At 54.6% G+C, this 19144-nt stretch carries 19 protein-coding genes; 9 read left to right on the top strand and 10 right to left on the bottom strand.

The features are described 5' to 3' along the window. Nucleotides 1-6: 6 nt before the first annotated feature. From BM186_RS20475 to BM186_RS20455, 5 genes are all read right to left on the bottom strand, one after another. Nucleotides 7-393: a diacylglycerol kinase gene (locus BM186_RS20475; RefSeq protein WP_026146694.1), complete on the bottom strand. Its 387-nt coding sequence runs from the start codon at nucleotides 391-393 to the stop codon at nucleotides 7-9. Between the two features lie 5 nt (nucleotides 394-398). After that, the gene (locus tag BM186_RS20470; RefSeq protein ID WP_034139989.1) at nucleotides 399-1115 is read right to left on the bottom strand and encodes a lipopolysaccharide kinase InaA family protein; all 717 of its coding nucleotides are present in this window, start codon (nucleotides 1113-1115) and stop codon (nucleotides 399-401) included. Between the two features lie 3 nt (nucleotides 1116-1118). Continuing rightward, a complete protein-coding gene (locus BM186_RS20465; RefSeq protein ID WP_074917971.1) occupies nucleotides 1119-1808 on the bottom strand; it encodes a class I SAM-dependent methyltransferase in 690 nt (229 codons plus the stop codon). Nucleotides 1809-1890: 82 nt separating this feature from the next. Then, nucleotides 1891-3162 carry a sensor histidine kinase gene (locus BM186_RS20460; RefSeq protein ID WP_074917969.1) on the bottom strand — a complete coding sequence of 424 codons (1272 nt, stop codon included), beginning with the start codon at nucleotides 3160-3162 and terminating at the stop codon, nucleotides 1891-1893. Next, entirely contained in the window at nucleotides 3152-3835 is a 684-nt protein-coding gene (locus BM186_RS20455) for a response regulator transcription factor (RefSeq protein WP_064494813.1), read from the bottom strand. Before BM186_RS20455 ends, BM186_RS20460 begins: the two co-directional genes overlap by 11 nt. A gap of 105 nt (nucleotides 3836-3940) precedes the next feature. Between BM186_RS20455 and BM186_RS20450 the strand changes: the two genes are divergently transcribed. The 3 genes from BM186_RS20450 to BM186_RS20440 are packed head-to-tail and all read left to right on the top strand — an operon-like array spanning nucleotide 3941 to nucleotide 7384. Next, nucleotides 3941-5899 carry an LTA synthase family protein gene (locus BM186_RS20450; protein WP_074917966.1) on the top strand — a complete coding sequence of 653 codons (1959 nt, stop codon included), beginning with the start codon at nucleotides 3941-3943 and terminating at the stop codon, nucleotides 5897-5899. A 55-nt stretch (nucleotides 5900-5954) separates the two neighbouring features. After that, nucleotides 5955-6704 carry a phosphatase PAP2 family protein gene (locus BM186_RS20445; protein WP_074917963.1) on the top strand — a complete coding sequence of 250 codons (750 nt, stop codon included), beginning with the start codon at nucleotides 5955-5957 and terminating at the stop codon, nucleotides 6702-6704. Then, nucleotides 6704-7384, top strand: a complete 681-nt coding sequence (locus BM186_RS20440; RefSeq protein ID WP_074917961.1) for a dual specificity protein phosphatase family protein — start codon at nucleotides 6704-6706, stop codon at nucleotides 7382-7384. Before BM186_RS20445 ends, BM186_RS20440 begins: the two co-directional genes overlap by 1 nt. 157 nt (nucleotides 7385-7541) lie before the next feature. Here BM186_RS20440 and tnpC read toward each other — a convergent pair whose 3' ends face one another. The 5 genes from tnpC to BM186_RS20410 form a co-directional block, all read right to left on the bottom strand. Then, nucleotides 7542-7904 carry a Tn3 family transposase post-transcriptional regulator TnpC gene (gene tnpC, locus BM186_RS20435; protein ID WP_034138743.1) on the bottom strand — a complete coding sequence of 121 codons (363 nt, stop codon included), beginning with the start codon at nucleotides 7902-7904 and terminating at the stop codon, nucleotides 7542-7544. Between the two features lie 270 nt (nucleotides 7905-8174). Continuing rightward, nucleotides 8175-9325 (bottom strand): IS3 family transposase gene (locus tag BM186_RS20430; RefSeq protein ID WP_099481841.1). Its coding sequence is split into 2 segments (ribosomal slippage): nucleotides 8175-9082 and nucleotides 9082-9325, totalling 1152 coding nucleotides; the frame shifts between segments, so codons are not numbered across the junction. 365 nt (nucleotides 9326-9690) lie between these two features. Continuing rightward, on the bottom strand, nucleotides 9691-11730 hold the full coding sequence (locus BM186_RS20420) for an LTA synthase family protein (protein WP_074918026.1): 2040 nt from the start codon (nucleotides 11728-11730) through the stop codon (nucleotides 9691-9693). Nucleotides 11731-11780: 50 nt separating this feature from the next. Beyond that, nucleotides 11781-12395, bottom strand: a complete 615-nt coding sequence (locus BM186_RS20415; RefSeq protein ID WP_074917959.1) for a hypothetical protein — start codon at nucleotides 12393-12395, stop codon at nucleotides 11781-11783. Then, the gene (locus tag BM186_RS20410) at nucleotides 12395-13693 is read right to left on the bottom strand and encodes a sialidase family protein (protein ID WP_074917957.1); all 1299 of its coding nucleotides are present in this window, start codon (nucleotides 13691-13693) and stop codon (nucleotides 12395-12397) included. Before BM186_RS20410 ends, BM186_RS20415 begins: the two co-directional genes overlap by 1 nt. A 604-nt stretch (nucleotides 13694-14297) precedes the next feature. Between BM186_RS20410 and BM186_RS20405 the strand changes: the two genes are divergently transcribed. The 6 genes from BM186_RS20405 (at nucleotide 14298) to BM186_RS20380 (ending at nucleotide 19042) form a co-directional block, all read left to right on the top strand. Beyond that, entirely contained in the window at nucleotides 14298-14612 is a 315-nt protein-coding gene (locus BM186_RS20405) for a hypothetical protein (RefSeq protein WP_341864836.1), read from the top strand. A 36-nt stretch (nucleotides 14613-14648) separates the two neighbouring features. After that, entirely contained in the window at nucleotides 14649-16136 is a 1488-nt protein-coding gene (locus BM186_RS20400) for a SulP family inorganic anion transporter (RefSeq protein ID WP_074917952.1), read from the top strand. A gap of 90 nt (nucleotides 16137-16226) precedes the next feature. Beyond that, nucleotides 16227-17075 (top strand): universal stress protein, encoded by an 849-nt coding sequence (locus BM186_RS20395; RefSeq protein ID WP_074917950.1) that lies wholly within the window; start codon nucleotides 16227-16229, stop codon nucleotides 17073-17075. 144 nt (nucleotides 17076-17219) lie between these two features. Further along, complete coding sequence (locus BM186_RS20390; RefSeq protein WP_074917948.1) at nucleotides 17220-18068, top strand: universal stress protein; 849 nt, start codon at nucleotides 17220-17222, stop codon at nucleotides 18066-18068. 12 nt (nucleotides 18069-18080) lie between these two features. Continuing rightward, a complete protein-coding gene (locus BM186_RS20385) occupies nucleotides 18081-18434 on the top strand; it encodes a TraR/DksA family transcriptional regulator (RefSeq protein ID WP_074917940.1) in 354 nt (117 codons plus the stop codon). A 65-nt stretch (nucleotides 18435-18499) separates the two neighbouring features. Beyond that, a complete protein-coding gene (locus BM186_RS20380) occupies nucleotides 18500-19042 on the top strand; it encodes an NUDIX hydrolase (RefSeq protein WP_074917938.1) in 543 nt (180 codons plus the stop codon). The last annotated feature ends 102 nt before the right edge of the window (nucleotides 19043-19144 follow it).

Below are 19144 nucleotides of genomic sequence, written 5' to 3'. Positions count from 1 at the left end.
TGGAAGCTATAACAGGATTAAACCCCAAGTAAGGGCGATCAGTATCAGTGCAATGAGTTGCGCCGCACTTCCCATATCCTTGGCTTGTTTAGACAGTGGGTGGATGCTCAGGGAAATACGGTCAACAGTGCTCTCTATGGCTGAGTTGAGTAGCTCCACTACCAACGCCAGCATCGGCACGAGCATTAGCAGTACGCGCTCACTGTGGGTCACGTCCACCACACAGGCCAGCGGCAGAAGCACTGCATTTAATAACAGCAGTTGCCTGAAAGCCGCTTCGCCTTGAAACGCTGCCCGCAAACCTGCCAGCGAGTATCTAGTGGCATAAATAATGCGGATAAAGCCGCTGCGACCTTTCAACGAGAGGGCATCCAATTCGTCGCTCTGTGGCATGTTGCTCATGGCTGCAACACTCCAGCAGGGTTGTTCAGCGCTTGCTGATAGGCCTGGTGGAGAAACAACAGATCAGTTTCAGGCATGTTTCCACGGTGCCGCCCTAACTGGCCTAGGTCACGGCGAGCAGCGTCTTTGATTCGTAGACGTCGGCGGCTTTTTTCAAGATCGAGCAAGGCTATTTCGACCGTCACCGTGCCGCCTTCGTTTACCTGGGATTTGACGAAGATATGCTTGGGATAACAGCAACCATGCTGCCAGCCCGCCAGATGCAAGCGTGCTAGGGTTGTTGCGAGTTGTATCAGTGCAGCCTTCGTAAGCGCGGCACTATTCTCAACGGCGTACCACTGCTCTAGGCTGACAAAGCCTTGCAGGGCTTCGGTAACCAGCAGCGCCTGCCAGGCACCATGTTTCTGCCGTGCAGTGCAGTAAACGACGTTAGGTGTCTTGATGCCCAGGCGGGCAAAAGCGCGATAGGCCTGCAGTTCTCGCAGGATGGTCGGGCGGCCAAACGGATGCAAAAAAGTTCGGTAGGTATGTCCAATCTGACGCTTGCAGTACAAGGGTGGCCGCATTAAATCGCGCTGCTGCAACAACTGAACGCCGCTTTCGCCACCACGTCGCTTGTTGGCCGGTTCAACCCAGATACCGGAGCTATTCCACCAGCGATCAAATTCTGTAGTGATGAGCTGCGGCGATGCTTTTTCGGTCATTACGCCCATGGCTCAGGCCTCCTTGCGCAGCACATAAGTGCGCCACATGGCGTAGCCTGGAAGAAAATCTAGGTGATCGACGACGCGGAAGCCGGCTTGTTTAAATTCATCCTCGATAACTGACTTGGCTACGACAAATCGGTTTTGGTTTTGTGACGCCCGGCCTTCATCTGCTCGCCGCTGTTCCAGGCGGCGACGCTTCCATGCCTTGTAGTTGCCATCAACCCAGAGCGAAAGTATTACGCTATCGCGGCTAACGCGATGGAACTCACGCAGAATGGCCAGTCGGTGCTCAGATGATTCAATGTGATGCAGCAGACGTATGCAGAAGATGCAGTCCACCGCATTGACACCCAGGTCAATATCAAACGCCGAAGTCTGAAAGGTATTCACCCGCGAGACTACCTCTGGCGGTTGTGCGGCGCATGCTGTAGCGAGCATATCGGCTGAGTTATCGGCGGCGAGGATCACCCGATTGGGTTGCTCGCAAAGCATGGGCCAGAAACGCCCAGCACCACAGGGCAAATCCAGCACCAAATTGGGTTCATCTGCTAACTGTAGAGCCCTGCGCGCCACCTGAATATCGCGCCAGTGCGACAGCTGCCGAGCCAAGCCATCCTGATGTTTAATCAGGTACTGCTGAGCATGCTCTTGGTCATATTTACGGGAAAATTCGAGTTCGATGGGATTTGGTTTCGACATGGCGAGGCGTCCACAAGAAGGTACGCTCGCCACACTAGGGGGGTGGGCATCATGGCCCTGTCAAAAGGATGTGAAAAAATCGTCAAACAACGCTTTTCAAGGTTACGCTGAAGCATGCTCCCCCACCGGGTAGGTTCTGAACCGAGATCGTCCAACCCTGCTTGCTACAGATGCGTTTTACTAATGAAAGACCCAGCCCCAAACCATCCCCTCGCGCCTGTGTACCACGTACAAAGGGCTGGAAAATCTGCTCGTGCTGCTCGAAAGGAATGCCGCTGCCACTATCCTCTACGCGGAACTCTCCAGATCCTATTACTAGGCGTACAAACCCCCTCTCGGTGTAATGCAGTGCGTTTCGCAGTAGGTTGGCCATCACCGCGTTGAGAAAAGTAGGATTGTAGCGACCATCATCCGTACCCTCTTCAATGCACTGGAAATCCAGTTTTTTTTCTCTGAGCATTGGGCCCCAACGCTCGGCTTGCTCGGTGGCCACCTTGGCTAAACTGCTACTCGCGACAAAGGCTGTCTCATTAGCTTTATCTCTGGCTAGTTGCAGGAAGGTCTGGACCAGCTCGCGCATCTCCTTGCAAGCCCGGTCTATACGTTCAATCTGCACACGCTCGCGCTGCTCAAGCTTCACCTCTGCAAGCAACTCACAGGAAGTGGCAATGATCATGAGTGGGGTGCGCAATTCATGGCTGACATCACTGGTGAATAGCCGTTCACGCTCCAGTGACTGACGCACTTGGCCCAACGTGCTGTCAAAGGCAGCTGCCAGTTGACCAATTTCGTCATCAGGGTAATCGGGAGCAAGTGGCGGAGCCAAAGAGTGCAATTGGTCGCGATGACGCACCTGCTGAGCCAAGCGACTGATGGGCGCCATCACCTTACGCGCCATGACTAGCCCGAGCCCCCATGCGGTTGCGATGGTCAGTAGAAAGCCTGCTAGTACAACATCGAATAGAACTTGCTCACGGGCCTCGAACTCGTGTTGTTCTTGCACCAATAGATAGGTCTGATTGTTGATTTCCTGGACATAGACATAGAACGCCTCATTGCCATCGACGACCTCATTGAAGCCTTCTTCCAGATTTGCATACTGCTCGGGAATGGCATATTCGGAATGGCTAGAGGCGAAAAATCGGGTACTAGAGTCCAAACGTGGTGGCCGACCTCGATTGATATCCTGGTGCAGCACGGTATTCAGTTCCCGCTGTAACTCCTCGGAAACCAGATGTTCTTCGACAAAGTGCACCACCGCTACGATGCCTATGGAAAAGATGCCGCTTACCATTACGGTCATCAATACAAAGGCAAGCAGGATGCGCCGTGCAAAAGGTTGTTTAGATACCATCAGTTTTCTCCGCAAGGCGGTAACCAACACCATGCTGAGTATGCAGCAGCTCTGTATTGAAGGGTTTATCGAGAACCTGACGGAGTTGGTGGATATGGCTTCTCAAGCTATCGCTATCGGGGCAGTCATCTCCCCAGAGCGCTTCCTCCAGTACTTCGCGGCGTACCACGGCCGGGCTTTTCTGCATCAATACAGCTAATAACTTTAGACCAATGGGATTCAGCTTGAGCGGTCGGCCTGCTCGACTGACATGCAACGTATCTAAGTCATAGATCAGATCCGCTACTTTCAATTGGCGTTTTCGGCTGCCTTGGCTGCGGCGCAGGATCGCCTCGATACGCGCGACTAACTCGGATAGGGCAAAGGGTTTGATCAGATAGTCGTCAGCTCCGACGTTGAGGCCGTGCAGCCGGTCGTCAAGCGCATCACGGGCAGTCAGCATAAGGATTGGTACCTCGCTCTGGCCATCCTCACGCAGGCGTTTGCACACCTGATAACCGTCGATGCCCGGCAGCATGATGTCAAGCACGATCAAATCGTAGTGCCCCGTGCTGGCTAGGTGTAAGCCGCTCAAGCCATCCTGCGCGCAGTCGACGCCGAAGCCCTTTAGCTGCAGGTAGTCCAGCACATTGGCCAGGATGTCGCGGTTGTCTTCGATGACCAGAATACGCATCGGCTGATTACTCTTTGATTTTGACGCTTTTTTCACGTCGCTTTGACAGGCTACTAACAGAGGCAAATGCAGACTGCGGCCCGTTCATCCAAAAAGGATCATACGATGCCCCAGCTTCATTATGCGCAAATTCGCTACTTATCCATCGTCGTGCTGGCGTGGCTAACGGTATTCACTCTGACTCGGAGCCTGTTGCTGGTTAGCCACCTGGCAGATGCGAATATCAGCATTTCGAACCTTATGGGCTTGTATGCCATAGGGATGATCTACGACTTGAGCTTCCTGCTTTACGCGACCTTGCCAATGGCGCTTTACCTGCTGCTTTGCCCGCGCGCGATTTGGCAGCAGCGCTGGCACAAAAAGTTTATGGCCAGCGCCATGGCCCTCAGTCTATTCGTCATGCTGTTCACTGCTGTTGCGGAATGGCTGTTTTGGGACGAATTCGGCGTACGCTTCAATTTCATCGCCGTCGACTACCTGGTGTACTCCGAGGAGGTGATCAACAACATTCTTGAGTCCTACCCGATTTACCCCTTACTGGCATTGCTCGCCATCTTGGCCATTGGTCTGACATTCATCCTTCGCCGCCCCCTAGCAGCTGCCTTGGATGCCCCACGCATGGCACCTAAGCAAGCTTTATATAGTCTGGGTGTTTTGCTCTTGCTGGCCGGGCTTAGTAGCGCTTTTGTTGGGCAGAACTCCCCCCGTGGAATAGGTGGTAATGCCTATCAGCGCGAGCTGGCGAGCAATGGGCCTTTCCAGTTCTTTGCTGCGTTTCGGAATAACGAACTGGACTACCAGCAGTTTTACTCGACCCTGCCGGAGTCCGAAGTCGCCGGGTTGTTGCGAAGCGAGGTGAGCGAGCCCAATGCCCGTTTCATAGGCAGTGATCCGCTAGACATTCGCCGTGAAATCGATAATCCAGGGCAACCAAAACGCCTGAACGTAGTACTGGTGACCATCGAGAGTTTGAGTGCCAAATACTTGGGCAGTTTCGGTGACAACCGCGGATTGACCCCGAATCTGGACGCGCTACGCAAGCAGAGTCTGGCATTCAGTAACTTTTACGCCACGGGTACCCGAACTGACCGTGGCCTAGAAGCCATCACCCTGTCTATTCCACCAACGCCGGGGCGTTCGATCGTCAAGCGTATTGGTCGTGAAGCTGGTTATGCAAGTCTAGGTCAGCAGTTCGCCGCCCAAGGGTATGACAGTGCATTTCTCTACGGCGGGCGTGGTTACTTCGACAACATGAATGCTTTTTTTGGCGGCAACGGCTATCGCATCGTTGACCAAAGCAGCGTGGCCGAGGCGGATATTGCTTTCAAAAACGCCTGGGGCATGTCGGATGAAGACCTCTATAAACAAGCCCTCAAAATTGCAGATGCCGACCATGCAGCCGGCAAACCTTTCTTCCTGCAATTGATGACCACCTCAAATCATCGACCCTATACCTACCCTGAAGGTCGCATCGACATACCTTCCGGTGACGGTCGCGAAGGAGCGGTGAAGTATACCGACTACGCCATTGGCCAACTCCTTGCCCAAGTGCGGGAAAAACCCTGGTTCAAGGACACGCTGTTCGTCTTCGTCGCCGATCACACTGCAGGCAGCGCCGGTAAGGAAGATCTGCCGGTGGCCAACTACCACATCCCGCTGTTTATTTACGCTCCGGAACATATCGAACCTAGAGAGTTCACCGATGTTGTCAGTCAGATCGACCTGGCTCCAACTTTACTGGGCATGCTCAATATCGACTATGTCTCAACGTTTTTCGGGCGCAACGTGCTGCGAGAGGATCGCACTGCTGGGCGCGCTCTGGTTGGTAACTACCAGCACCTAGGACTGTTCGATGGCAATAATCTGGCCATTCTCAGTCCAAGGCGTGGCATGCGCAAACATGAAGACGCATTGGGGTTGAGCCATGAGTCGATCATTGGCACCGATGACGGGCTGCTGCGTCGCGATATCGCCTACTACCAGGGTGCTAGCTATGCCTTTCAGAAGGGACTTATAGCTTGGCGGTCAGGGTTACTGCCAGATGAAAAGTTGGGCCTGCGTTAACCTACTCATGCATTACAGGCACCGCCTGGCGGTGCTTTGATTTGGAGCTACTGAAATGACGGCCGACCGCTCAGAAAGCGCTTCTCGGTACTTTGATTTCCGTCTTGCGATAGGTATTCCATTAGGGCTTATGGCCTTACTGTTGTTGCTTGACCCTAGTGGAGTTGATTTCGCTTTGGCAGAACTGTTTTACGAGCCGGGCCAGGGCTTTATCGGTCGTCACAGCTTCTGGCTGGAAGACATACTCCATGATCGGGCGAAGCAAGCTGTTATCTTCTTGGGCGTAATGGCCATTTTCGGTTTCGTACTAAGTCTGATGCCAACCGGGTTAAGTCCCCTTCGCCGTCAACTAGGTTACCTGGTACTGGCATTGGCTTTATCAACCAGTATTGTCACTCCGCTGAAAACACTGACTGGCGTGCACTGTCCATGGAGTTTGAGCGAGTTCGGGGGAGCAGAAACTTTTACACCTTTGCTTAGTGAGCGCGCGCCAACCGAAAAGCCAGGGCGCTGTTGGCCAGGGGGGCATGCCTCGGCAGGGTTCTCTCTGTTGGCTCTGTTTTTCGCGCTGCGCGACAGGCGTCCTCGCACCGCTCGCATTGCTTTAGTTGTTGCGTTGGGACTGGGAGCCGTGTTTTCGCTAGGACGTATGATGCAGGGCGCGCATTTCCTCTCGCATAACCTGTGGACCTTGTTGTTCGACTGGCTGATCGGAGTGCTGTGCTACCGGTGGATTCTCTATAAAGCGCCACAACCAATGCAACTGTCTCAGCTTGCGCCTGATTTAGCGGGAGGACAGAACTGATGCAAGGTCTTCTATGGTTTCTTCGCCTGTGCCTGGCAGCGCTGGTATTGGTCGCTGCATTGGTAGCACTGCCTGTTAGCATGGCCTGGAGTGCCACGCCTACAACTCAGAGCCTGGCTGGCGAGACTCGGCCACAGAGTTGGGCGGAGCCGCTAGATGAGCGGTTGAACCTGTATCGGATACAGCCAAATCTCTATCGAAGTGCCTTGCCTGATAATGAGGCTGAACCGATGCTCAAAGAACTGGGCGTCACGACAGTGATCAATTTCTATCAACGTAGCGACTCAGCTTGGCTGCATGATCCAAAAATGCGCCAGATTCACCTGCCATTCCATACTGACAGAGTTGATGATACGGATGTGATCGCAGCATTACGGAGCATTCGACAGTCACAAGAGCTCGGTTCTGTGCTGATTCACTGTAAGCATGGACAAAATAGAACTGGCCTGATTGCGGCTCTATATCGCATCGTTTATCAGGGCTGGAGCAAGGAGCAAGCTCTGGCTGAAATGCGCGGTGGCGGCTTTGGCGGTGAGCAGCGATTAGACGATGCCGAACGATACTTGCAACAAGTCGATATAGAGCAACTCAAGATTGCACTTGAGGGTGGAGCTTGTAGTACAAGTCCATTGGCCTTGTGTGCGATGAAGGCTTGGATAGTCGATATGCTTAAAGTGTAATGCCAGTAACGGCATACCGAACGGTAGCGTGACGATGCAGAGATCCCAAGCTATATTGCAGTTTCATCCGTGTGCCCCTCTTACTATGCCGCCTACGGGCGGCTTTTCTTTTTCAGGACTCAAACCTGCACCGAGTTTGGCTTGAACCCAACGCCAGCTATCGTTCATGGCCTGGAACAAGATCACCCAACGGTGCAATCGTCATCTGAGCAATGCGTATCCAAGAACTCAGCGTTTCGAGATCTAGCCGTACCGATTCGGCCGCTTCCCAAATGCTGACATTCTCAGTTGGGACTGTCGGTACGACGCCCTCGATTACCGTCAGCGCCATTGCATGCAACCGCAGTAGCTCGTCGCGCATGTCATTAATTCCACCCAACTCTGCCAGACATGCATCCAGTCGGCCAACCAACTGCAGAAGCCGGGTGGTGTCGAAGTTCGCTCGCAGCCTTTCCAGTGCTACAGAATCCACTTCGCCGTAAGGAGTAGTCTGAAAAGACGCCGGCGGAACCTCAATCATGTTGCCTCCCCAGCCCAGTTGTACAGGCCTATCCCCCACCGCGCGCGACTGAGCCCCTTCTTAAAGCTTCCTCATACGCTCATGCGGGCCCGCGATTGTAGAGGGCGAGAGCGATCACATCCGATTCGATACCTATTAGAGAGTTGTTGTCGAGCTGAATACAGGGCCAAGAGCTCCAATTGGCAGCGTCTCCGCCTGCTCCTCAATCCGGCCGGCCATAAGCATGTCAGTCCGGCTTGGATAATGACGCAGTGAATCGCCCCGGATTTCTTAGACACTTTCCAGGCTCTGGAAATAACGCTTTTCAAACTCTATCGGCGACAGCTGATTGTTGAATCCATGCCGGCGTTTTGGGTTATAGAACATCTCGATGTAATCGAATACATCCGCGCGGGCATCCTGCCTGGTGCTGTAGATCTTTCGCCTGATCCGCTCCCGCTTCAGCAGTTGGAAAAAGCTTTCCGCTACCGCATTGTCATGGCAGTTGCCACGTCGACTCATGCTGCCAAGTAAGTTGTTGGCTTTCAGGAAGCTCTGCCAGTCACCGCTGCTGAACTGACTGCCTTGGTCTGAGTGAATCATCACTTCCTGTTTTGGCTTACGCCGCCAAACCGCCATCAGCAATGCATCAATAGCCAAATCGCTGGTCATCTGTGGCTTCATCGACCAACCGATTACCTGCCGCGAAAACAGATCGAGCACCACCGCCAAAAATAACCAACCCTCATAGGTGCGAATGTAGGTAATGTCCGTAACCCAGACTTTGTTGGGCTCGGTGACATTGAATCGACGCTCAAGATGATTCGGTGAGGCCGCTGGAGGCTTGCCGCCATAACGTCCTGGACGCCGCCGATATCCCGTCTGCGAACGCAGTCCTTCCTGGCGCATTAGTCGAGCAACGCGATGCCTGCCGCACTGTTCTCCAAGCTCACGCAGGTCGTCATGGATTTTGCGGTAGCCATAGACTCCACCGCTCTCTAACCAGGAGTGCTTGATCAAACTCAGCAGCCGCTGATCATCCTTAGCTCGTGCCGAGTTCGGCTCTGCCAGCCAAGCGTAGTAACCGCTGGCATGTACTTTCAGGGTCAGGCACAGGCGGCGAACCGAATAGTCTGCGGATAGCTGATTAATGAAGGCGTACTTCAGCCGCACTCCTTGGCAAAGTACGCGGCGGCCTTTTTTAGGATGTCTCGCTCTTCAGTCACACGCTTGAGTTCAGCGCGCAAACGACGCAGTTCAGCATGCTGGTCGTCTTCTTGCGCTCGCTGCTCTTGAGGCTTGCTGTAGCGCTTCACCCAGGCATAAAGGCTGTGTGTCGACATGCCCAAACGAGCAGCTACCTCAGCCACCGGCAGACCTCGCTCGGTCACCTGTTTGACTGCTTCGATTTTGAATTCTTCGGGATAACGCGGGTTGCTCATGGCACCTCCTAATGGGCCGTATTATGAGGCCTAGAGGTGTCTACGAAACTAGGGGCGATTCACCTACAACTTGAAACGGGTGATGAAAATCATCGGCACCGAAGGCCTGTTGAAGGCGATGACGGCGTAAAAGCCCCAGCTTTTGCTGCTCCAAGAGGTGCCAAAGCGCTTCATAAACGCTCTGACGCGCTATTGGCGCTGATCGCGGCTATTTGCTTGGGAAACCGCCTCGCCCAGGAACACTGGGCTGAGGCACCCAAGATGCGAAAGTGTTTTTACACACTCTGGGCCAAAAGCGGACGCTTAGGCGACCTCAATAGTCCGGAGACAGTTTCGGAAAGCCGGGAACCATTCCCGGCGCACCTTTAATCCGTTCTGACGTTCTGGTAAAGCATCAGTCGCGAGGTTTCGTGCAGCCCGCGCGTGAGCTCGGCCAAGCGGCGAAACTCTTCTGGGTGCTGCTCGGCGACATCATCGAGCGGGGTTTGTGAGGCCAGGTCATGCAGTGTCGGCTTACTACCGTCGTGCTGCATTTGCAGCAGGAAGTCTTTGGTCACGCCACCAATAAGAGGGAAAGTACCTTCCTGCAGTACCAGCGGCACTACGCGTTCGCCCTCCGCAGCCGGCTGCTGGATATCGCGACCCAGCGCGCCGTTGCGAAACTCCATACCGGCCATTCCGAGCACGCTAGGCAGCAGATCGACCAAGCCCACGGCTTCCTCGATCACTCGCGGCTCCAGCAGCTTGGGCGCATGAATCAACAGCGGTACGTGGTTGCTCTCCAGGCCCAGTTTCTCGAACGCAGGCGGCATATGGGGGATCTGACTAATGCGGGTGTTGTGGTCGCCAAACATGACGAAGATGGTGTTGTCGTACCAACCACCCTCTTTGGCGATATCCATCAGGCGTCCTATATTGAAGTCCAACAGTCGCACGGCGTTGTATTGAGCGACGCTACGCGAGCCTGCGTTCTGCACGGTCTCCAGCGGTAGATCGAGCAACTCAAAACCGTCATTTTCTTTGGGGATGGTAAAGGGCCTATGGTTGCCAGCAGTTTGGATATAGGCAAAGAAGGGTTTGCCATCTGCTTGCTGACGCAGAATGCGGTCGCTCTCCTTGAACAGGTCGAGGTCTGAGACACCCCAAACATCAACCATTGGCGATGTCCAATGACGCTCTTCGTACAGCTGGACATCGTCAATGCTCTGACGAATCAGGGCATTCATGTTGGCCCAGCCGGAATTGCCGCCGATCATGTAAAACTTTTCATAGCCCTGCAACGCATTGATCAGAGTATGTTGGCGAGTGATCAGCGGGTTACGCGTGGACGTCTCCGCGCGTGATACGTCGGGTACACCAGAGATACTGGCCCAGACGGTTTTTGCCGTGCCGGTAACGGGCACATAGAAGTTTTTGAAGAACAAACTCTGCTTGGCAAGCCGATCAATATTCGGGGTTGGGTTCAGCGGATTACCGTAAGCCCCCACTGCGCTGGTGCCCAGGGATTCGAGCATGACGAACACCACGTTCGGGCGCTGACTGCCTGCAATCGCATAGGGTTGCGGTGCTTGTTCTCGGATGAAATTCAGACTCTGCGCATCAGGCTGATCGACCCCCAGATAGCGGCTGACGACGTCGTAATGCTCCGCTACCTGATCTCGGTCGTAGGGTTCGTTTGGCACTCTCAAGGTGTCGTAGAGGAAGATCACCGGATTCAGACCGAGCGCAGATATCTGGTTGTCACCGGAGAAGAAAGCATCACTCCAGCGCAGCGGTACGGGGTTTTCCAGGTTGATGTTCTCGACGCGACCGAGAATGCCGAGGAAGACCAGCACGACCATCAGCGGGCTGCCCCAAGTCAGCGAGAGCCGGCTGATTCGCTTGGCGGAGCGGTCTAGGGTCACCCGTTCCAGGCGCAGCAGCAGCCACCAAACCAGAGCGGTCGCAGCTGCCCATCCGAGGGTAATCCACACCACTGGATAGGTCTGCCAGACCATGTCGGTGGAGATCTGTGCGTCTTCAAGGAAGCGCAGCACGGTGGCATTGATCCGCACACCCAGGTACGCGTAGTGGCCGAAATCGATAATGTAAACCAGCAGCACCGCACCCAGCGCCAAGGCAAGATACAACCGTGCCAGCCAGCGAATGGCACGCGAACGCGTCAGGTTCCATACCGGTAACCACGCAAGCAGAGCAACGGGCAACATCAGCAAGATGGCCAGGCGCAGGTCAAAGCGCAGCCCGATACCGAGCGTTTCCGGCACCGCCTCAACTTCGCCGAGCGCGCTGGCTGCAAAGCCCGAGAAGCCTAGAAAGAACAACCCACGCAATGCTGCCAGCGCCACGAAGAGAATCGCTACTGCACCAAACCAGTAGTGCAAGCGCCGCGAGTGAAGCCAACCCATCATCCAACCCTCAAATTATCGAATCATCAAAAAACCGTGATGCCTTGCCATCAGAGGCGGATTGGCAATTTCGCCTCGCGCTGTGCAGACGGCCAGCGCACGATCTTCTTCGCGACGTAACCGATCAGCGCCCCCCAGCAGTACAGGGCGATAAACGGATCGAGCAGGTAATCCCAGTAATTCGGAGAAGGCTTAACACCCAGGCTAAAGGCCAAGGTAGCCAGGCCGAGCATGCAGGCACCCAACCAATTGCGCATCACCAGCAGCGCCAGGGTCACCACGCCGACCACCACTATCAACGGGCGTGGGTTGTAGCCGAGTCGATAGGGGTCAAAGTAGGTCAGTCCCATCGTCGCCGGGTACAGGAAGAGTGCCAGCGCTGCTATTACGATCAGCACCTGCAAGCGAGTTGTATGTTGCAGTCGCGCCGCCAGCCCCGTGCGTACTGCAGTGACAAATGCCAGGGCCACCAGCGAGGTGATCGCCACATCGTCCGTAAAGCTACGCATGTAGGCTGCCAGCGAGAGCCCGTCTACGGGAATGAAACTGATTGCCAGCAGCACGATCAGTCGAACTACCTGCAGACCCGGACTGAGACCAAATCCCGGAATAAGCACGAACGCGAGTAGCGCAAAGGTCAGATGCGCTTGCCAAAGATCAAGCATTAGAGTTGCTCCTCTAGCCAGGCATCATTGAAGCTGACGTGTTTGATAAAAGTGTTGTTCCACGAATAAACCAAGTGGTACAGGCCGTCGGCGCTCTTGATGAAGTACGGATATTCGTACTCAAAATCGCAGCCGTGCTCTGAGCACACGCGGTAATCCAGATTGTTAAGGAACTCGTCAACGAGGCTCAGCCGATCCGCCCCACTGGAAAGGCGAAACTTATCGCCGATGATTTCCCGATAGGCCTCGGGGCTAAATGGATTGCCCTCAAGATCAGGCGACTCATCCAGATCGACAATCTGTTGCCAAAGATCAAGGCTGGCGTCGGTGCCCATCAGGCGAAGGCGAAAGCGCCCATCTTCAAGATCATTCAAGGCCACCAGCAAGCCATGATTGGGTGTGGCTACCGCTGCAAGGGATGAGTTAGGGTTCGAGGGATCAAGCGGATACGGCTCACTCCAAGTCTGCCCAGCATCCTCCGTACGGCTTGCGAGTACCTTATGAAAGGTATTGCCGGCATAGCGCAGCATCGCAATAGCGTTGTGCTCGTCCATGGGCACCACGGTAGGTTGCAAGGAGTGCTTGCCCTTACTGATCCGGCTTTTATCGAGCACCTCGCCAGAGGCACTGATGTACAGGTACTCGGCAAATTTACCGAGAAACTCGTGGTAGACCGGCAGCCCAATGGTGCCGTCGCTATGGAACACCGGAGCGTTACGCACCAGTGTGCTGATATTCAAAAAAGGCGTGGTGATCAGTTGCTTGGGGGGCGACCAGCTTTCGCCGAAGTCATCCGAGTGCATGGCATTGATTGCGCTACCCGCCCAGCCGCCAATCGAAACCGAGACATAGAACAGCCACAGGCGATTGTCTGGTGCAAGTGCAATGACGGGATTACCCAGTTTGCGTATGTGCTTTTGGGTGGCGTACTGAGTCGACTCACGTGTGGCTAGAACTAACTCGGCACCCCATTCCGCCGTTATGGGGTCGTAACGTGAGCCGCGAACCTGGACATCCGCCGCACCCTCTCGGGAGCCGGCAAACCAAACAGCCATCAGCCCACCATCGGGCAGTGATGCTACCGATGATGCGTGAACAAACTCTTCAAGATCTGAGGACGCGAAGCGGCTGTTGTAGAAGGGGGCGGATGAACTGCCGATCACTTCACCGGATACTGCCGAAGCAGCGAAACCAGAAATAGGGCGATCAGGGTGTAGCCACCAAGCGGAGGCAAAGACAGCAGAAAGGGAAATGACAGCCAGGGCTGAAGGCAGAAAGCCAAACTTCTTAGAGCGCATTGAAAAAACCATATTCACACAAACACGTACGCACCCTGCACTTGAGCAGGAAGCGACTAGACACAGACCTCAAGGATTGGAGGCATGGCGAAGGAGTGTTTGGCGGGTTCTTACAAGGGTCTAACTCAACTCAGGTTCAAGGAAATAGCTAAAGGACGGGCCCCAGCAAGTGGCGGATGATGGCCTAGTGAGCTCATCGATGCAATCTTGGGTATCTTGACGAAATATCCCCAAGATTATTTTCGGCAGTTGGCCTGCGCGGCTGAAAACCGCATAAAACCTGGCGTCCAGACCTGAACTGACGAGATTGCAAATGGACTGGCTTGCAACATCTGGTCAAAAAAGCGCCCAAAACCCGGTCGCAGCTGCTAATATATCGACCCGCCCAACGACCCGATGCCAAAAGTATCCCGTAGCGATGATAAATTTCTGCTCCATTCCGGCTGTTACGCCGCCATAAGTTACCCGCCCGCTTTCTAGCGTCGCTGTCTGCTGCACTTTTGCCGCAGGCCATTGACGTGCACCGTTGACCACGAACAACGGTTCTTCTTATCCCTACTGCCAACCCTGCTGAACTTCGGCCAGATCGTTTTCGTTCGCCTGCATGTCCAGGGTTGTCCTGTTGCGCCGATTTCAGTCGCAACGATTAGAAGAGGCTTTCATGCCCCCAATTACAGTTGCTGCCTTTGCGCACAATTTCCTTGGCCAGGCGCCAATTTGGTACAAGCAGGCAATTGTCGCCTTTCTCCTGCTAAACACTTTGTGCCTGTGGCGATTCTGCCTACAAGTCGCTGGATGGAGGCTGAGTGCTGAGTTTATTTCCTCCATGGCTATGCCTTCGCACACTATCCCGCTGCTTCCAAGTGGACGGCTGGGTGTGATCTCTCTCGCTAAACCGAACTGGCGTCTCTATTGCTAGAAACCCATTAATCACCTCTAACCTACGGACTTATCAATGCTGCAGAAACTTAAGCAAACCTGGTTATCAAACATACGCGGCGATTTGCTCGCCGGCATCGTCGTTGCCTTGGCGCTCATTCCCGAGGCAATCGCCTTCTCGATCATCGCGGGTGTCGACCCCAAAGTGGGTCTATACGCTTCGTTCTGTATCTGCGTGGTCATTGCCTTTATCGGTGGTCGCCCCGGCATGATCTCAGCAGCGACCGGCGCTATGGCGCTGCTGATGATTACCCTGGTGAAAAACCATGGCCTGGAGTACCTGTTAGCGGCGACGCTGCTGACCGGTGTACTGCAGATTGCAGCGGGTTACCTGAAACTTGGCTCTTTAATGCGCTTCGTTTCACGCTCAGTAGTGACAGGCTTCGTCAACGCGCTGGCCATTCTGATTTTTATGGCTCAGCTGCCTGAGCTGACCAATGTCACCTGGCACGTATACGCAATGACTGCTGCGGGCCTGGGCATCATCTACCTATTTCCCTATGTGCCGATGGTGGGCAAGGTCATTCCCTCGCCATTGGTGTGCATCGTTGTCCTGACGGCCATCGCCATGTACTTCGGTATGGATATCCGCAATGTGGGTGACATGGGCCAGCTGCCGGACACCCTGCCAATCTTCCTGTGGCCGGAAGTGCCGCTGACATTTGAGACCTTAGCAATCATCTTCCCCTATGCCGCCGCACTGGCTGTGGTTGGTCTGTTGGAGTCAATGATGACTGCCACGATTGTCGATGACCTGACAGATACCAGCAGCGACAAGAACCGCGAGTGCAAAGGCCAAGGCGTTGCCAATATCGCTTCTGGCCTTCTTGGCGGCATGGCCGGTTGCGCCATGATTGGGCAGTCCATCATCAACATTAAGTCTGGTGGCCGTACCCGTCTTTCAACCCTGTCTGCAGGTGTCTTTCTATTACTGATGGTGGTGTTCCTGTCTGAATGGCTGACCAAAATCCCGATGGCCGCTCTGGTCGCGGTGATGATCATGGTCTCCATCGGCACCTTTAGCTGGGATTCTCTGCGCAATCTGAAGAACCATCCGCTGTCGACCAACATCGTTATGGTGGTAACAGTCATCGTCGTCGTGGCCACTCATAACCTGGCCTTTGGCGTGCTGGCTGGTGTTCTGCTGGCGGCACTGTTCTTTGCCAACAAGGTCGGCCATTACATGCATGTCGGCTCCACCATCGATGACGAAGGCATGAGTCGTACCTACAAGGTGACCGGTCAAGTGTTCTTCAGCTCGGCGGACAAGTTCGTCGATACCTTCGACTTCAAAGAAGCCCTGGACAAGGTCACCATCGATCTGACCCATGCCCACTTCTGGGATATCACCGCCGTGGCTGCGCTGGACAAGGTGGTTATCAAGTTCCGCCGCGAAGGCACCGAAGTCGAAGTGCTTGGCCTGAACGAAGCGAGCGCCACAATCGTCGACCGCTTTGGCGTACATGACAAACCCGATGCCGTGGACAAGCTGATGGCCCACTAAGCCATCACGACTCCCGGAGAGCCGCCCCCACAAGGAGCGGCACCCTATCACTCATGCTCTCCGTAAAGACGGAGACAACGAGGAACTCAAATGACAACAGTCATAGCCTGCATTGACGGATCACCATCATCTGCTGCTGTGTGCGACTACTCCGCCTGGGCTAGTGTGCGCCTCGCGTCCCCGCTGACCCTGGTTCACATCCTGGAGGATGTGGCGCAAGCGCCAACAGACCTTTCCGGCAGCATTGGCCTGGGCAGCCGCGAGCACCTGTTGCAAGAGCTGGCTGACCTAGACGAGAAGCGCGGACGTTTGGCCCGCGAACAAGGCCAGCACCTGTTAGAGGCTGCCAAGCACCGCCTCGATCAACTAGGCATCGTTCATCCAAAATCCGTTCAGCGACATGGAAATCTGGTCGATAGCCTGAAGACGATGGAAGAAGACACTCGTCTGCTGGTGATTGGCCGTCAGGGCGAAGACAGCGGAAATGTTTTCCAGCACATCGGTGGCCACGTCGAAAGTGTGATTCGCACGCTGCATCGTCCGGTGCTTGTGGTGCCGAATGACTTCGTTATGCCGCAGTCCTTTCTCATCGCCTTCGACGGTAGCGCTAACGCTCACCGCGTAGTCGAAAGACTGGTGCAGAGTCCATTGCTTAAGGGGCTGGATTGTCACTTGCTGATGGTAGGTGAAGCCTCAGCCGAACAGCAGGCACAACTTGATTCGGCTACTAGCCAACTTCAGCTGGCGGGTTACACCACCTATGCGAAAACCTGCCAAGGTGATGTCGAGGATGAACTGGAACGCTACTGCCAGGAGCAGTTCATCAACCTTCTGGTAATGGGCGCTTACGGCCACTCGCGAATTCGCCAGTTTCTGGTCGGCAGCACCACGACCAGCATGCTGCGCCGGGCTACAGTGCCCCTGCTGATGTTGCACTGATCCTGAAGTCTCCGGGTGCTGGTTATACGGCACCCGTGTTTCGGTGTTTCATTACCCGGTGGCTCTGTTAGTTTTCACACACTATGCGGCTGCCAACTCCCTACAAACCGCTTAAACGCAATGCACCAATACAAGGAAAATTCTATGACCTCTGTGATGGCATGCATCGATGGTTCTCCCTCCGCACCTGCCGTGTGCGATTACGCAGCCTGGGCCAGTCTACGACTCGATTGCCCTTTGTCATTCCTCCACGTTCTCGACGAGAACCGCTATCCGACCAGCAGTAACCTCAGTGGCAATATCGGCCTAGGCAGCCGCGAACATCTACTGGAAGAGTTGGCCGAACTAGACGCTCGACGCAGCAAGCTCGCTCTGGAAGAAGGCCGTCTTATGTTGGAGGCAGCCAAAAAGCGTGCACTGGAAAAAGGCATTAGCAGCCCACTGCTTAAACAGCGTCATGGTGATCTCGCTGAATCGCTGGCGGCGCTTGAAGATGAAATCCGCCTAGCGGTGATAGGCAAGCAAGGCGATCACGCAAACGTTGGGTCTCAGGTCGGTAGCCACTTAGAAAGCGTACTGCGCACACTCAGTCGCCCGGTACTGGTTACGCCTAACGCATTCAAGCATCCGGAGAGCGTGATGCTGGCCTACGACGGTCGCCCAACCATGGATAAAGCCGTTCAGCTTATTGCAGGCAGTCCATTGTTCAAGGGGCTACCAATCCACTTGGTGATGGTTGGCGCAGACACCAACGACGCGTGGGAGCAACTCAAACTTGCAAAGGAAAACCTAAAAGCCGCAGGGTTTGATGTCCAGATCGCCATTCGCTCCGGCGAAGTAGAACCCACCCTGCATGCGTACCAGAATGAACACGCCATCGACATGGTCGTAATGGGGGCCTACAGCCGCTCCCGGATTCGCGAGTTCTTGGTTGGCAGCAATACTACAAAGATGCTCAGCACCTCGCGCACCCCTTTACTGCTCCTGCATTGATCGGGGCAGACCATGAGCGACGAGATCAACCTGACACATTTTCGAGATCTGCTGCAGATTCGCCTGGCTGAGCTACAGAGCCTTGAGTGCGCCGCACAGTCACGAGACTCCGTCGAGCTAGACCAGAGCAAAGTGGGTCGACTCTCGCGCATGGATGCCCTTCAACAGCAAGCCATGCTGGACGCAAACCGAGAACGCGGCAGACGGGAGCGCTTGCGCATCGAGGCTGCTTTTCGCCGTATCTACGAAAGCCATTATGGTTACTGTGCTCAGTGCGACGAGCCCATAGCTTTGGGCAGGTTGAATTTCGACCCCGCAACGCCGCTGTGCATTGAATGCGCGAACAAAACCGACCACAACTCTTAGGCTATGTCCTGCAATGCCGAGTGTCTAAGGGCTTGGCCTACATCAATCGCTTGATTTGACGACCCATGCAGCTGATTACCGAACTGATCCACCCCGAACTCAAATCTACCCAGGGCAGAGTCTTTCGCCGCCATGCCGCTCGCGGCATCGTGCTTCGTGATGAACAGATCCTGTTGTTGTTCACTGAGCGATACAACGACTTCAGCTTCCCCGGTGGCGGTCTCGATGCCGGCGAAGACGTCATTGCTGGCCTCACCCGCGAGCTTGAGGAGGAGACTGGTGCACGCGACATTCGAATCGTTCAGAACTTTGGGTACATCGAAGAGTACCGGCCCTATTGGAAGCCGCAGTACGACCTGATGCACATGACCTCGCACTTCTACCAATGCGAAGTAGCCCCGCAATTGCAGCCGGTTAGGATGGAAAGCCATGAGATCGCCAACGGCATGCGTCCCGTTTGGATTGATCTTCATGAAGCCATTACACACAACCTGGCCGTCATGCAGCGCCAAGAAACCTCAATGGGACAGTCCATTCAGCGTGAGACTTTCATGTTGAAAAAAGTGGCATCTGATTTGTTGCAGCCAAATAAAGTGTCCGGAATATAGAAGTTTTTTAGCAAATTCGTAGCGCTTAACTGCAGGTTGGCTGAAAGAGTTTCTTTAGATTTCCAGCGACAGCTTTGGGTTGAAATTTGACGGTGTCGAACG

The organism is Ectopseudomonas toyotomiensis (assembly GCF_900115695.1).
In the GTDB taxonomy this organism is placed as follows: domain Bacteria; phylum Pseudomonadota; class Gammaproteobacteria; order Pseudomonadales; family Pseudomonadaceae; genus Aquipseudomonas; species Aquipseudomonas toyotomiensis.
The sequence above is the reverse complement of the archived record's forward strand: the minus strand, read 5'-3'. Positions and strand labels throughout refer to the sequence as shown.

Excerpts from the sequence above, each read along its gene's own strand:
- BM186_RS20450 (WP_074917966.1), top strand. The coding sequence starts at position 3,941 with ATGCCCCAGCTTCATTATGCGCAAATTCGCTACTTATCCATCGTCGTG.
- BM186_RS20385 (WP_074917940.1), top strand. The coding sequence starts at position 18,081 with ATGAGCGACGAGATCAACCTGACACATTTTCGAGATCTGCTGCAGATT.
- BM186_RS20395 (WP_074917950.1), top strand. The coding sequence starts at position 16,227 with ATGACAACAGTCATAGCCTGCATTGACGGATCACCATCATCTGCTGCT.
- BM186_RS20380 (WP_074917938.1), top strand. The coding sequence starts at position 18,500 with ATGCAGCTGATTACCGAACTGATCCACCCCGAACTCAAATCTACCCAG.
- BM186_RS20415 (WP_074917959.1), bottom strand. The coding sequence starts at position 12,395 with ATGCTTGATCTTTGGCAAGCGCATCTGACCTTTGCGCTACTCGCGTTC.
- BM186_RS20405 (WP_341864836.1), top strand. The coding sequence starts at position 14,298 with ATGTCCAGGGTTGTCCTGTTGCGCCGATTTCAGTCGCAACGATTAGAA.
- BM186_RS20410 (WP_074917957.1), bottom strand. The coding sequence starts at position 13,693 with ATGCGCTCTAAGAAGTTTGGCTTTCTGCCTTCAGCCCTGGCTGTCATT.
- BM186_RS20465 (WP_074917971.1), bottom strand. The coding sequence starts at position 1,808 with ATGTCGAAACCAAATCCCATCGAACTCGAATTTTCCCGTAAATATGAC.
- BM186_RS20475 (WP_026146694.1), bottom strand. The coding sequence starts at position 393 with ATGCCACAGAGCGACGAATTGGATGCCCTCTCGTTGAAAGGTCGCAGC.
- BM186_RS20455 (WP_064494813.1), bottom strand. The coding sequence starts at position 3,835 with ATGCGTATTCTGGTCATCGAAGACAACCGCGACATCCTGGCCAATGTG.
- BM186_RS20400 (WP_074917952.1), top strand. The coding sequence starts at position 14,649 with ATGCTGCAGAAACTTAAGCAAACCTGGTTATCAAACATACGCGGCGAT.
- BM186_RS20390 (WP_074917948.1), top strand. The coding sequence starts at position 17,220 with ATGACCTCTGTGATGGCATGCATCGATGGTTCTCCCTCCGCACCTGCC.
- BM186_RS20460 (WP_074917969.1), bottom strand. The coding sequence starts at position 3,162 with ATGGTATCTAAACAACCTTTTGCACGGCGCATCCTGCTTGCCTTTGTA.
- BM186_RS20445 (WP_074917963.1), top strand. The coding sequence starts at position 5,955 with ATGACGGCCGACCGCTCAGAAAGCGCTTCTCGGTACTTTGATTTCCGT.
- tnpC (WP_034138743.1), bottom strand. The coding sequence starts at position 7,904 with ATGATTGAGGTTCCGCCGGCGTCTTTTCAGACTACTCCTTACGGCGAA.
- BM186_RS20440 (WP_074917961.1), top strand. The coding sequence starts at position 6,704 with ATGCAAGGTCTTCTATGGTTTCTTCGCCTGTGCCTGGCAGCGCTGGTA.
- BM186_RS20420 (WP_074918026.1), bottom strand. The coding sequence starts at position 11,730 with ATGGGTTGGCTTCACTCGCGGCGCTTGCACTACTGGTTTGGTGCAGTA.
- BM186_RS20470 (WP_034139989.1), bottom strand. The coding sequence starts at position 1,115 with ATGGGCGTAATGACCGAAAAAGCATCGCCGCAGCTCATCACTACAGAA.